This is a genomic window from Billgrantia zhangzhouensis (assembly GCF_021404465.1).
Classification (GTDB): Bacteria; Pseudomonadota; Gammaproteobacteria; order Pseudomonadales; family Halomonadaceae; genus Halomonas; species Halomonas zhangzhouensis.
The window spans coordinates 14698-27992 of the sequence record NZ_JABFTT010000008.1; the positions used below are offsets into that span (position 1 = coordinate 14698).

General features: G+C 64.4%; 10 protein-coding genes and 1 tRNA gene. 7 read left to right on the forward strand and 4 right to left on the reverse strand.

Features of this window, described 5'->3' with window-relative positions:
• The first annotated feature begins 50 nt into the window (after positions 1-50).
• Positions 51-1034 carry a kinase gene (locus HOP51_RS11370; RefSeq protein ID WP_234274027.1) on the forward strand — a complete coding sequence of 328 codons (984 nt, stop codon included), beginning with the start codon at positions 51-53 and terminating at the stop codon, positions 1032-1034.
• Between the two features lie 91 nt (positions 1035-1125).
• Entirely contained in the window at positions 1126-1893 is a 768-nt protein-coding gene (locus HOP51_RS11375) for a protein phosphatase 2C domain-containing protein (protein WP_234274028.1), read from the forward strand.
• A gap of 136 nt (positions 1894-2029) precedes the next feature.
• Here the strand turns inward: HOP51_RS11375 and HOP51_RS11380 are convergent.
• Positions 2030-2106, reverse strand: a tRNA-Met gene (locus tag HOP51_RS11380).
• Between the two features lie 198 nt (positions 2107-2304).
• Between HOP51_RS11380 and phbB the strand changes: the two genes are divergently transcribed.
• A complete protein-coding gene (gene phbB, locus HOP51_RS11385) occupies positions 2305-3051 on the forward strand; it encodes an acetoacetyl-CoA reductase (protein WP_234274029.1) in 747 nt (248 codons plus the stop codon).
• Between the two features lie 59 nt (positions 3052-3110).
• Here the strand turns inward: phbB and HOP51_RS11390 are convergent, their stop codons facing one another.
• Positions 3111-5894, reverse strand: a complete 2784-nt coding sequence (locus HOP51_RS11390) for a DUF349 domain-containing protein (RefSeq protein ID WP_234274030.1) — start codon at positions 5892-5894, stop codon at positions 3111-3113.
• A gap of 257 nt (positions 5895-6151) precedes the next feature.
• On the opposite strand from HOP51_RS11390, the gene minC reads away from it, so the two are divergent.
• The 4 genes from minC to sbcB all read left to right on the forward strand — a co-directional run bounded on the left by minC (position 6152) and on the right by sbcB (position 9601).
• A complete protein-coding gene (minC, locus tag HOP51_RS11395; protein WP_234274031.1) occupies positions 6152-6889 on the forward strand; it encodes a septum site-determining protein MinC in 738 nt (245 codons plus the stop codon).
• Between the two features lie 55 nt (positions 6890-6944).
• The gene (gene minD / locus HOP51_RS11400; protein ID WP_159548768.1) at positions 6945-7763 is read left to right on the forward strand and encodes a septum site-determining protein MinD; all 819 of its coding nucleotides are present in this window, start codon (positions 6945-6947) and stop codon (positions 7761-7763) included.
• Entirely contained in the window at positions 7760-8011 is a 252-nt protein-coding gene (gene minE / locus HOP51_RS11405; protein WP_159548771.1) for a cell division topological specificity factor MinE, read from the forward strand. Before minD ends, minE begins: the two co-directional genes overlap by 4 nt.
• A gap of 99 nt (positions 8012-8110) precedes the next feature.
• Entirely contained in the window at positions 8111-9601 is a 1491-nt protein-coding gene (sbcB, locus tag HOP51_RS11410; protein WP_234274032.1) for an exodeoxyribonuclease I, read from the forward strand.
• A gap of 102 nt (positions 9602-9703) precedes the next feature.
• Here the strand turns inward: sbcB and HOP51_RS11415 are convergent, their stop codons facing one another.
• Positions 9704-12586: an insulinase family protein gene (locus HOP51_RS11415; protein ID WP_234274033.1), complete on the reverse strand. Its 2883-nt coding sequence runs from the start codon at positions 12584-12586 to the stop codon at positions 9704-9706.
• The gene (locus HOP51_RS11420; RefSeq protein WP_234274034.1) at positions 12586-13269 is read right to left on the reverse strand and encodes an SOS response-associated peptidase; all 684 of its coding nucleotides are present in this window, start codon (positions 13267-13269) and stop codon (positions 12586-12588) included. The genes HOP51_RS11415 and HOP51_RS11420 overlap by 1 nt, the downstream gene beginning before the upstream one ends.
• Positions 13270-13295 lie beyond the last annotated feature (26 nt).

Here is a 13295-nt window from a genome sequence, read left to right on the forward strand (position 1 = left end):
CGGCACGAGATATGATAATGGGTGCGAGGAGTGGCATTGGAGGAGGTCGAGTGGTAACACGCGGACGGGTAGTCATGGATTCGCAGGGCAAGGAGCGCCAGCTCGGCAAGCGCCTGGAACGCGGGGGCGAGGGAGAGATCTACGCGCTGCGCGACCGTCCCGATGTCATCGTCAAGTGGTACTACCCCGAGGTGCTCGATAAGCGTGGCGAGGAGCTGCATCGCAAGGTAGAAGCCATGCGCGCCCTGCGTGACGCACACATGACTCGCGACGTGTGTTGGCCGTTGATCCGGGTCTTTGACCAGCAGCAGCACTGGATCGGCTTCGCCATGTACCGGGCTCGCGGGGTGAAGATGAGTTTCCTGGCCCACGCCCTACTCTATCAACGATATTTTCCCGGTCTCGACCGGCGCCGGGTCGTCGGCTACCTGATTCGCTTCGTCGAGATCGTCCAGCAACTGCACGATGCCGGGGTCTGCATCGGCGACTACAACCTCAACAACGTCTTCTGCGTGCCGTCGTCCGACCAGGTGACACTGATCGATTGCGACAGCTACCAGTTGAGGGTCGGCGGCACCTTCTATCCCTGCCCCGTGGGCAGCCCGGACATGACGCCCAAGGAGCATCAAGGCGTCTCCTTCCGCCATGTCGTACGCACGCCGCGAAGCGAAGCCTTTTCGTTGGCCATCGTACTGTTCAAGTGCCTGATGTTGGGGCGACATCCCTACGATATCGTTGGTGGCGACGACCCGGTGCGCAATCTTCGCCGTGGTAATTTCGCCTACGGTCGCGGTCAGCGCGACGTGCCCCAGGGCGTATGGTATGAACTTTGGCGCGAGCTGCCCGAGACCATTCGCGACATGTTCGTGACCACTTTCACGGCCGGGGCCGATGCGCCCGTCCAGCGTGCCACGCTGTCTCAATGGCATGTTGCGCTGAGTGAATATCGCGAGGCGATGGCGGCCGGCGAGTACGCCGTGCAGCTTGCCACGCCGGGCCGGCCTCAGCGTTCGCAGGTACTGCATGCCCGCTGAGTTACTCGCCTTCCCGAATGAGAGCACATCGTGCTGGTCGACTCTGGCCGTGGCCACGGCCGGACTGAGCCATGTGGAGAGAACACCGCCCATGCCCTGCCAGGACGCAGCGGGCGGCGTGACGGCGCCGCGGCCGGCGCTGGTGTTGGCCGATGGCGCCGGCAGCTCGCCGGCCTCGGATCTCGGTGCGCGCACCCTGGTCAGTGCCATGCTGCGGCTGGCCGATACCCTGGAGGCCCAACTGGCCTGGCTGCTCGATGGCTGCGAAGCACCCACGGCCGATGCCGTGGAGCAGCTGGCCGGGCTGCTGGTGCGCCATGCCAAGGGCACGCTGCACGATCGGGCGGCCGAGCAGTGCCGGCCGGTGCGCGACCTGCGCTGCACGCTGCTGCTGGCGCTGGTAGGCCGCGAGAGACTGCTGTGGCTCAAGGTGGGCGATGGCGAACTCGTGCTGGAGCGCGCGGTGCCGGTGAGCGCTGCGCAAGAGACGCCGGACGCTGTGGTGGAGGAGCCCGAGCTGATGCCGAGCCTCTGCACGTTGGGCGAGCGCGGCAAGAGGGAGTTTGCCAACCAGACGCTGTTCGTCGATGAACGCCTGGCCTTCGAGCAGGTGCAGTACGGCATCGAGACGACGACGGCTTTGACCGGCATCGCCCTGATGAGCGACGGCGCCGCCGAGAAGCTGGTTTCGTTCGATGGCGTGCAGGTTTCGGGGCAGCTCAGCCACTGGCTTGATGACCTGCGCCGCGGGCGGCTGCGCCAGCGCGAACTGGTTCGTCGCTTCTACAGCGAGAGCTTCTGCCGCGGCACCAGCGGCGACGACCGCAGCATAGCGTTGGCAGCGCGTGATCTGCCCTGAAGCATCAGGTCGTATGAGCTTTTATAGCGGGCAATAAAAAACCGAGGCATAGGCCTCGATTCGCGCATTGGGCAGTGGGGACCGCTGACCTTGAACAACAAAAAAACCGAGGCTTCATGGCCTCGGTCTTCATATTTGGTAGCGGGGGCCGGATTTGAACCGACGACCTTCGGGTTATGAGCCCGACGAGCTACCAGACTGCTCCACCCCGCATCAACGTGAGGCGAATTCTACGCTTTTTCTGCGCTGTGTCAAGGTGGGAGACGTTGTTAGTGCAAGTGCTGCGCTTGTGTCCATAATCAGGAGGGGAAGCTTGAAGGCAAGCCCTTCAGTCAGCATCCTGTTACAGCAGGCCTGTAGTGCCAGGTCGAGCAATGCGACTAGCAAGTGCCATGATCAGGGAGGTGGACTATGACCCAAACAGCATCCGTTGCATGGGTAACCGGAGGAACCGGAGGGATCGGCTCGGCTATCTGTCGTGCGCTCGCCGGTGCGGGTTACCACGTGATAGCGGGTTACCATAACCCGGAAAAGGCCAAGACCTGGCTCGAGACTCAGAAGGCCGAGGGATTCGACAATATCTCCCTGTCAGGTATCGACCTGACCGACTATCAGGCATGCGAAGCTGGTGTGAAGGAAATCGAAGCGGCTCACGGGCCAATCGGCGTACTGGTTAACTGTGCCGGGATCACCCGCGACGGTACGATGAAGAAGATGACACCCGAGCAGTGGCACGAAGTCATTGACACCAACCTCAACACGGTTTTCAACACCTGCCGCAGCGTCATCGAGAGCATGCTCGAGCAGAAGCATGGGCGCATCATCAACATTTCCTCGATCAACGGACGCAAGGGCCAGTTCGGTCAGGTCAACTATTCGGCCGCCAAGGCCGGCATGCACGGCCTGACCATGGCGTTGGCCCAGGAGACCGCTACCAAGGGCATCACCGTCAATACCGTATCACCTGGCTATATTGCCACTGACATGATCATGAAAATTCCCGAGAACGTGCGCGAGGCGATCCGTGAGACCATTCCGGTAAAGCGCTATGGCACGCCGGAAGAGATCGCGCGGCTAGTGGTATTCCTGGCCGACAAGGAGTCCGGCTTCATCACCGGGGCCAATGTCGATATCAACGGCGGGCAGTTCATGGGGTGATTCGTTGCATCACCTGATCGGTGGGGGCGCATGCCTCCCGCTTCTCGTTTGGGGCGACATCAAGGCGGTGGCAGGCGGGTCAGGCGGGTGAGAAGCGCATCGAATTCGCCGACTTCCCGTTGCCACTGACCGGGTGAAACCGGTCCCGTGGCCAGCAGGTTGCGCAGTACGATGCGAACCTCTTCGGCACGGCTTAGCTCGCGGCCAAGGCCCTCATTGAGCCGCTCGACCTGGATGGCAAGCCGCAGGGGCTCATCGTGCTGGCTGACTCGGCCCATGGCGAGCAGCGACAGGTGCACGCGCAGGCGGGCCAATCGCTCCCCGACTTCCTCTTGCGTGGGCGGGTTCTGTCGTGCGGCGTTACGCTGTTCATGGGCACTGCGCATGTCCTCGGGCAGGTCGAGTTCGCGGTCGAGGGTAACTTCCTCGCAAACGTTCTCCTCAAGGCATCTGGCATCCGCAGCCAGGTGAGAGTCGAGCAGCAGACGACAAGCCTGCCAGCGTTGCACCTCCTCTACTACTGCCAAGCGTGCCAGACGTTCGCGACGGGTACGCACGATGCCGCTCCAGCGACGACGCATGCCTTCCGTGCGCCGCCCCGAGGGCAGCGGCTCGAGGGCTGCCGCCTGGTCGATGGCTTGTTCCAGCATCTGGGCGTCGGTGTGGTGAGCCGGTTGCCAGGCGTCCAGTCGATCGATCAGAGCCTGCATCTCCTCGAGGCGCTGGCGTGCCCGTTGGGCACGGTCGTCGCGCTGAGCCTCGCGCATGGCGAAGATCTGGTCGCAGACAGCACGGAACTCGCGCCACAGGGTCTGCTCTTCTCCACGCGGGGCGCGCCCCAGTTCGCGCCAGCGCTGTTGCAGGGTCTTGGCGTGTTCCGCCCGTGCATCGGGGGGCAGCGATTTTTCGAGCAGGGCCTGGGCCTCGTCGATGAGCTGGCGCTTGGCGTCGGCGACTTCCTGGGCACGTTGGTCGATGAGGCTCTGTAGGGCGGAGAGAATGCGCCCGAAGCGCCGCCCTATGGCCTGGGCTTGGTCGCGTGGCACCGGAGAGTGGTGACGCCACTCTTCGCGTGCCTGATCACGGATCCGTCGAAGCGCATCCGGATCGGCCTCGCTGGAAGGCGCTTCGAGCAGCGCATCGAGCTGGTCGCAAAGGACGGTGCGTGCCTCGAGGTTGCGGGTGCGCTCGCTGGCTTGACGTTCGCGCCAAGAGGCTAGTCGTTCATGTATGCGGTCAGAGGCACTGCGAAACTGCTCGGAGAGTTCACGACTGGCGGCGGCATCGCCGAGCCCCTTCCAGTCGCGCACCAACTGACGATGGCGCCGATCGAGCTCGGCATCGGTAATGTCCGTATCGCTGGCGAGTTCCTCAATGGCCCGACACAACTGCTCGCGCTTGGGGCCGGCGACGAAACCTCGCCAGTCGCGCAGCTCCGCCAGCCGGGCGCCAAGACGCTTGAGTGTGGCCTGATGGCGGCGCAGGCTGGCCGTCGGCAGTGAGTCGGACCGGTGCTTGAGACTCTGGTGGAGTCGGCTGGCGCCCTTGAAGGCGCCTCGATCGAGCAACGTCTCCAGTTGGGCGAGATCCTCGGCGAAACGCTCGAGACGGACCTCAATGTCTTCTTCCCGCGCCTGACCTCGCCCTACCTGAATTTGCCATGCGCGGGCGAGGAGCGGCGTCGGTGGCAGTGTGTCAGGCCAGCGACAGGCCGCGACAGCGGCTTGCAACCGCTCAAGATCCTTTTCCTTAAGTGCCTGCTTGATTTCGTCAGTATGCGTCTCGAGGCGCTCCCAGGCGTCCAGTACACGATCATAATCCGCCAGCACGGCATCGTAGCGTTCGCGCAGCGCCTGGTCGGTCACATGGAGATCGGAGAGCGCCTGCCAGCGGTTGGCCAACAGCACTTTCTGCGAGCGTAGACTGGCAATGTCCTGCCCGGTCAGCCGGTCGCCGCGAGGCAGGCTGGCGAGGCTCTCTTCCAATGCCACGAGCAGCGCCTCACGGGCTTCGGCTGCCTGTTCGCGGCGTCGGTCCGTCTCGGCAATGGCATGCTCCCGAGCCTCATGATCGGAAATGGCCTTGCGGCAGTGCAGGCAGGCATCCTGATAGCGGCGCTCCTGATCCTCCTCGGGCAGATCCGCAAGCGTGTCCCACTCACGTACTAAATGGCGGAATCGGCCGGCATAGAGCGGCTCCCAGGGGGCCCTGGCATGGGTTTCCAACTTTACCAACAGCTCTTCGCGCTGTGCCCGTGCCGCGGCCAGGGAGGCAGCGTCGTTGCGCAGGCGGCTCAGACGCTCGCGTGCCTGGCGCATGACTTGGCGGTCGCGGCGCGCCTGCTGGACCAGGCGCTGCAGGCCGGCTTCGCTGGTCACCCGAACCGCTGCAGCATGTCGCACGGCGGCGATGCCGTTGTCGCAGGCTTGCGCGATGAGGTCTTCTTCCTCTTTCAGGCGCGCTACGGCTGCCAGGCGCAGTTGCTGGTTGTCGCCCTCTAGTGCCACGCGGGCCAACAATTCTCTATCGTCGAGACCCTCGACGATGCGCAGGCGCTGAGCCAGGTCGAGGCCACCACTCTGGCCAGAGAGCAGGATGACCAGGCGCTGGAGAATCTCGGCCTGCTCGGGGTGACGGCCGTGCAACGTGAGCAATATCTCGATTGCATCGATTCTCTCCAGGGCTACCTGGCGAACGCCAGCATTCGCATCGAGGCACAGTGCTTCCAGGGCTTGGTGCTGTTCGGGGTGCGCGGGATCAAGCCGGCTGGCGGCCAGGCGTCGAACCTGGGCATCCGGGTGCTGCCAGCGCGGGGCAAGAAAGCGGCGGAGGAATCCGAGCATGAGACATCCTGAAGTAAGAGGCGCAAATCAGCGTTGCTGCGCAAGTCGCATTGTTGTGTCGAGTCGGCGTCTTTCGTCTAAGGTATGTTATCTAAGCACGCGCTGCGATTGTGGAAAAGCCTGTCGGAACAGGAGCGTGTAGGCGAGTGGCGACAATGGCAGCCGAGGCTTGGCTGGCCGTATCATCAGTTGCAGGGGGGATGGGAGTCGCTTAGCTTTAGTCCCACGACCCGACAACACCCGAGTGGAGTCCGGCAATGAGCCTCAAAGTAGACAGGGCAGGCATGGCATTCACCTTCAAGGGGGGCATGCTGCCCATGACGGTCATGGAGTTGGCGAGCGCTGATCCGGAGCAGATCCGTGAGCAGCTCTCGGGCAAGCTTAGCCAATCTCCTGCCTTCTTTCAGCATACTCCCGTGGTTCTCAGCGTCGAAAAGCTCGATGAGCCTCATCTGGCCCTGGAGCGGATCTGTGCCGTGTGTCGCACCCATAAGCTGTTGCCGGTGGCGGTGCGCGGTGGCGCTGATCCCGTGAAACAGTCGGCCTGGGCGCTGGGCCTGGGCTGGTTTCCGCCCTCCGACGGGGCACGTACCCGCTCGCTCGAGGAGGTTCCCCCCGTTGAAGTCCCAGCGACCAGCGCGCCCGAGGCGGCAGCCTCGGTGGCGAGTGGCGGACGCATCTATCGGGGCACGGTACGCTCGGGGCAGCAGGTGAGTGCTCCCGACGGAGACTTGGTGGTCATCGGGGCGGTCAATGCCGGGGCGGAGGTACTGGCGGCGGGGAGCATCCACGTATATGGCGCGCTGCGCGGGCGTGCTCTGGCCGGGATCCATGGCGATACCGACGCCGGCATCTTCTGCCGCGAACTACGGGCCGAACTGCTCTCGGTAGCGGGCAATTACAAGCGTCTCGAGGACATCGATCCGCACCTGCTGGGCTCTTCGGTCCAGGTCGCCCTGCGCGATGCCCAACTGGGGATTACCACCCTGGACTAGACAACCGTATACACTCTACTTCGTCTTTTTTCGTCTATCCAAAGGAACGTGCAACTTGGCCAAAATCATCGTAGTGACCTCAGGCAAGGGGGGAGTCGGCAAGACGACCAGTGCAGCGGCCATCGCCACCGGGCTGGCGCTGCGAGGCAACAAGACCGTAGTCATCGACTTTGACGTGGGGCTGCGCAACCTGGATCTGATCATGGGCTGCGAGCGTCGCGTGGTGTACGACCTGGTCAATGTGATCCAGGGCGAGGCCGGTCTCAACCAGGCATTGATTCGCGACAAGCGGGTCGACAATCTGCACATCCTGCCGGCCTCGCAGACCCGTGACAAGGATGCCCTCACGTCCGAGGGCGTCGAGAAGATCCTCGATACACTAGGCAAGGATTTCGATTACATCCTCTGCGACTCGCCCGCCGGTATCGAGCGTGGCGCGCAGTTGGCCATGTACTACGCCGACGAGGCGATCGTGGTGACCAATCCCGAGGTCTCCTCCGTTCGCGACTCTGATCGCATCCTGGGGCTGCTTGCCTCGAAGACGCGACGTGCCGAGCGTGGCGAGGATCCGGTCAAGGAGCATCTGCTGATCACCCGCTACAATGCGTCGCGTGTCGATCACGGCGATATGCTCAACCTTGAGGATATTCGCGAGATACTGGCCATTGATCTGATCGGTCTCATCCCCGAATCCGAAGCGGTGCTACGTGCCTCCAACCAGGGCGTGCCCGTGACCCATGACGACGACAGCGATGCGGGGCAGGCCTACATGGATACCGTTTCGCGTCTGCTCGGAGAGGAAGTGCCGCTGCGCTTCCACGAACTCCAGAAAAAGAGCCTGTTGAGCCGTATGTTCGGAGGAGGTCGCCGGTGAAGTTGCTGGAATTCCTGAAGCGTGAACGCAAGAAGTCCGCCTCGGTGGCCAAGGAGCGGCTGCAGATCATCGTGGCGCACCAGCGAAGCCAGCGTGGCCAGCCCGACTACATGCCGATGCTGGAGAAGGAGCTGCTGGAGGTGATTAGGCGCTACGTCCAGGTGGATGACGATGCCATCAACATCAGCCTGGACAGCGAGGACAACTGCTCGGTGCTGGAGCTAAACGTGACCTTGCCGCGCACCTAGAAATAGGCACGGTCGCTTGCGGTGCTTCCTCGGCTGAGCCATCCGCGAGGCTGTGTTAGTCTGTGCCTTTTCGCGACGCAGCCAGGAGATCCCGTGCCCATGGCGAAGCCAGATGCCGCCCCGATGACTTTCCTGTGGCACGACTATGAAACCTTCGGTGCCGATCCCCGTCGTGATCGGCCGGCGCAGTTCGCTGCGATACGCACCGATAGCGGCTTCAACGAGATCGGCGAGCCGATCGAACTCTTCTGCAAGCCGGCTGACGATTATCTGCCGCATCCCCAGGCGTGCCTGATTACCGGCATCACGCCGCAGCAGGCGCGCCGCCGAGGGCTGCCAGAAGCCGAGTTCGCTGGGCGCATCCACGCTCTCATGAGCGAGCCCGGCACCTGCGCGCTGGGCTACAACTCGCTGCGCTTCGACGATGAAGTGAGCCGCTGCCTGTTCTACCGCAACCTTCTCGATCCCTATTCGCGGGAGTGGCAGAACGGCAATTCGCGCTGGGACCTGATCGATGCGGTGCGCGCCTTTCACGCTCTGCGTCCCGCCGGCATCGAATGGCCGAAGCGCGAGGACGGCTCGCCCAGCTTTCGCCTCGAGGACCTGACTGCCGCTAATGGCATCGCCCATGAAGGCGCCCACGACGCGGTGGCCGACGTGCGCGCCACCATTGCGCTGGCGCGGCTGCTCAGGCAGCGCAATGCGCGTCTCTTCGACCATCTGCTGCAGCTGCGCAACAAGCGCGAAGTGGCCAAGTACCTCGATGTTCCGGGGCGCAAGCCGGTGCTCCACGTGTCGCGCCGATACCCGGCCAGCCGGGCATGTAGCGCACTGGTGATGCCGCTGGCCGAGCATCCTACCAATTCCAACGGGGTGATCGTCTACGATCTTTCCGTGGACCCTGGCGCCCTGCTCGAGCTGGACGCCGAGCAGATTCGCCAGCGTGTCTTCGTCAGCAGCGACGACCTGGCCGAAGGCGAGACGCGCATCCCGCTCAAGGTCATCCACGTCAATCGCAGCCCTGTGGTGCTACCGGCCGCTGCGCTCAAGGACGTGGAAGGGCCGCGCAAGGGCGAATATGGTGAGATTGTCGAACGCCTGGGGCTCGACCTGGCGGCGTGTCGTGCCAATTGGAAGCGTCTCGCGACGGACCCCGAGGTGGCGCGCAAGGTGAGCGAGGTGTTCGCCCAGGCGCCGCCCGGCGGTCCGCACGATCCTGACCTGATGCTCTACAGCGGCGGCTTCTTCTCGCCAGCCGACCGTCAGCAGATGCTGCGAGTGCGCGAGGCGGCACCGTGGGACCTGGTGGATGCCAGGTTTGCTTTCCAAGATCCTCGCCTGGAGGAGATGTTGTTTCGCTATCGGGCACGCAGCTACCCCGACACGCTGAGCAGCGAGGAGCAGGCGCGCTGGGAAGCTTACCGCTGGGAGCGCATGAACGATGCGGCCGTGGCCGGTTTCACGTTGAAGGATTTTGCCCGCGAGATCGAGCGGCTCAATCAGGTCGCCCTGAACGACCGCGACAGGCTGATCCTCGAGGAGCTCGTCATGCATGTGGAAGCGATGATGCCAGCCCAGGCCTTCGGCTGAGGAAGGCATCGCCCGGTTACTCCTGCAGCGCTTCCGCTTCCGGGCTGACGTGACAGCGCCCGGCCATTGGTCGGGCGCTGTGCTTGAGTGGCTCGCCGCAGCCTAGTCGTCGGCTTCGGGCAACGGCTCCAGATATCGGGCCAGGGCGGTGACGTCGCTGGGCTCGTCGCCAGGATCGTAGGCTACCGTGGCGATGGCTGTCTCGAGCAGCCCCGGCCAAGTCTGGCGCAGGTTGTCGGCGGTTACCGCCAGCACGCGCTGGGCCAGGCGCTCGCGGCGGTCGAACCCGGTATCGCCGAATGACAGCGCACGCCACAGCCGGTTGGTGAGTCCCGAGAGACTGGTGTCCCGCTGTAGCAGACCGTCGTGCACGGCCTGACGGTAGGGGGCCAGGTCGGCATCGTCCATCGCTGCCAGGCGCTGGCCGAAGTCAGCCAGGAAGGCGTCGATGTGCGCCTGGATCTCGCCGCTGGTGGCATCGGGCGACTGCACCAGCAGGCTCAGGCCCGGCGCGTCGAGAAGGGGGGAATAGCCGGCGCTGACAACGTAGCCCAGCTGCTCCTCGGTGCGCAGGCGCTGATAGAAAGGCGTGTCGATCACCTGTCCCAGCACCGCGAGGCGTGCCTGGGTCTCGAGTGACCGGTCGTTGCCCTGCAGGTAGCGCAGCACCAGCGATTCCTCACGGGTAGTCAGGGGATGCAGGGTAGGCAGCTCGTCGTCGGCGCGCAGTGGGGTCAGGTCGGGAATGGCCTCACGCGACAGCGTGGGAGCGAGCATCTCGGCTACGAGCCTGCCTTCGTGCCGGGCCAGCTCGGCATTGAGGTTGCCGACGGCCAGTGCCTGCAGGCGGAGTTCGCCGAGAAAGCGCTCACGAAAGTCACGCAGGTCGTCCACCGTCAGCTCGCGACTGGTGTCCAGCAGGCTCTGAGTCGACCAATGAGGGCGCATCAGGGCTTCGGCCAGGGTGCGGTGCCCCTGGCGGAACAGCGCTGCCTGAGGGGCGTTGCGCCATTCGCGCTGCAGCCGATAGCGCACGCGCTCGAAGCTCGCTTCATTGATGTCGCCCTCGAGAAGCTGCTCGAGAGTACGCCGCATGACCCGGTCCTGGCGGTCTCGCCAGCCCGAGAAGGCCAGCGTGATGCCGCGGGCATGGGCATAGGCCTCGGCATCGTGCCCGGCCAGGCGGGCCGCATAGAATTCCTCGTTGAGGCTGTCTTCGAGCCATCCGGCCAACAGGTTGGCCAGTACGGCATGGCGCGGATCGCTGCTGGCGTCGGGGTTCTGAAGGCTGAAGCGCCACTCCACCTTGGGCGTGTTGAAGCTGGCATCCGCCATGTGCCACAGCTCGAAGCCGGGCGCTTCCAGCAACTGCGATGGGCGCTCGTGCTGCTCCTCGAGCAGGGCTACGTCCTCGGCGATGAAGGGGTTGGGAGCCGGCAGGGCAAGCCCCGCCAGGGGCTGGGTATCGCTAGCCGGAGGCGTGGTCTCGCGCCAGGGAGTGTCGAACCAGGGCGAGGTGCGTTCGCCTTCCACTTCAGGGCCGCTGTAGACGCGCAGCAGCCTCTCGGGGCGTAGCGCATCGAGATAGGTTTCGGTCAGCTCGGGTTCGAAGCCATCCATGCGATAGGGGGCGTATTGCACGTCCTCCATCGGGAAGCGGGCCAGGTTCATGGCCAGGCGCATGGCACTCTGCAGCGTCGAGCCGTGCTGCTGGAAGCGGAATTCCTGTTCGGCAAGCCGAGCCTGCTCCTCGTAGCGCCACGCCTCCAGGCCCTGCTCGCGGATCTGCTCGATGGCGGCGAACAGCGTGGCCTCTATCTCGTCGATACGCTCGGCGCCGGCCGGCGTCAGGCTGACGCTGACCGTGAACAGTGCGTGTCGCTCATCGCCGCGTCCCACGCCGGCGGCGAGTCCGTCGGCAAGCCCGGCCTCGCGCAGTACCGCGAACAGGCTGCCTTCGCCCTCGTGTCCCAACAGATGAGCAAGCAGGTCGGCGGGCTTGTGTCGATAGTGCTGGATGGGATCTGGCACCGGGAACATGAATCTTACCTGGCGGCTGTCGCGCATCGATTGCAGTTCCACATAGCGCGGCAGGCTGCCCTCCATCACCAGCGGTTGCTCGATGACGGGGCGTTCCAGGCCGCGGTCGGCGATATCGGCGAAGCGTTCGGCCACCATCTCTTCCAACTCGTCCAACGGCTGCGGTGCCACCAGGGCCAGGTGCATCACGTTGGCGTCGTAGTAGCGTTGGTAGAACTCGATCACGCGCTCGCGCAGCGAGGGCTCGTCCTCAGGGCGGTCTGCCAGCGTCTCGCGACTGCCCACCGAGAAACCGGTGGTGGGATTGTCGAAATTGAGCACCTGATTGAGCACGTCGTTCTCGCGCCGGCCGTCGTCGCGTATCCGTGCCATGTATTCCGAGTGCACGATGTTGCGCTCGCTTTCCAACTGATCGGGGTTGAACAGCGGGGAGAGGAAGAACTGGCTGAAGCGATCCAGGGCGCCCGGCAGTGCCTCGGGCTCGACATCGAAGAAATAGTTGGTGTCCTGAGGCGCAGTGAAGGCGTTGTGGTTGCCGCCGTGGCGGCGCAGATAGCCTTGGTAGGCGTCAGCCTCGGGGAACGGCTCGGTACCGAGGAACAGCATGTGCTCGAGGAAATGTGCCAGCCCGGCCAGATCCTCGGGGTCCTGGGCGCTGCCCACGCCGACGTTCATCGAGGCCGCTGCCTGGTCGGCCGCGGGGTCGCTGACCAGCAGTGCAGTGAGGCCATTGTCGAGCCGCAGCACACGATAATCGCGGCTGTCGTGTGGGCTGACGCGCGGGTGCACGACTTCCTCGACCGCCTCTTCGGTGGAGCTGTCGGGGTCATTCGGCGACTGTGCCAGGGCGAGAGCCGGCAACAGGAAGCCGAGCAGCAGGCTCGCCAGCAAGGGCAATGGGTGCCGACCGGGCAGACAGTGCAAGGGAAGGCGGGGCTTGGACATCATTTCTCCTGTTCGTTCCAGCGCAACATGGGGCCCGTAGGGTGGGCGCAGGCGGGATCCTGATTGGCGGGGTCGTTCACCCTTCTTGATACCGGAAAGGCGCCCAACAGTTCCCGTGGGGCGGGATGCAACAGTGCCTGGGCGGTCTCATGGGGAGTTTCCGGATCGAGCCAGCGCATGGCATCGCCGGCGTCGATCAGCGCCGGCAGCCTGTCGCTGAGCGGGGCCAGGAAATCGTTGGTTGGCACCGTGACCAGCGCCATCGAGTCGGCATACTCTGTCAGGTCGGTGTGGTAGCGACACCAGATCCCCGCCAGCAGCATGGGGCCGCGATCGACGCGAGTCACCAGAAATGGCTGCTTGAAGCGTGGTTGCGATTTCCACACATAGACGCCTCCAACCGGCACCAGGCTGCGGCGAGAGCTGAAGGCATCACGAAACATCGGGCGAGCATCGAGGGATTCGGCCCGGGCGCAGTGAGGCGCATGGTCGAGCACCTTCAGCCAGGAAGGCGTCAATCCCCAGAACACCCGGGTCAGGCAGGCCACGCCCGCCTCCAGCCTGACATGCGAAACCGGGTGCCTGGGGGCAAGGTTGGCCGCGGTCAGCGGAGGGGCCTCATGGCGTAATTCGGGCAACAGTCGAGCCATGTCGAGTGGCGGGATGTACAGGCGGCCGGCCATGAAGTCTCCGGGTGGCGAGGTGGCGT

Excerpts from the sequence above, each read along its gene's own strand:
- minC (WP_234274031.1), top strand. The coding sequence starts at position 6,152 with ATGAGCCTCAAAGTAGACAGGGCAGGCATGGCATTCACCTTCAAGGGG.
- HOP51_RS11390 (WP_234274030.1), bottom strand. The coding sequence starts at position 5,894 with ATGCTCGGATTCCTCCGCCGCTTTCTTGCCCCGCGCTGGCAGCACCCG.
- HOP51_RS11375 (WP_234274028.1), top strand. The coding sequence starts at position 1,126 with ATGCCCTGCCAGGACGCAGCGGGCGGCGTGACGGCGCCGCGGCCGGCG.
- HOP51_RS11415 (WP_234274033.1), bottom strand. The coding sequence starts at position 12,586 with ATGTCCAAGCCCCGCCTTCCCTTGCACTGTCTGCCCGGTCGGCACCCA.
- phbB (WP_234274029.1), top strand. The coding sequence starts at position 2,305 with ATGACCCAAACAGCATCCGTTGCATGGGTAACCGGAGGAACCGGAGGG.
- HOP51_RS11420 (WP_234274034.1), bottom strand. The coding sequence starts at position 13,269 with ATGGCCGGCCGCCTGTACATCCCGCCACTCGACATGGCTCGACTGTTG.
- sbcB (WP_234274032.1), top strand. The coding sequence starts at position 8,111 with ATGGCGAAGCCAGATGCCGCCCCGATGACTTTCCTGTGGCACGACTAT.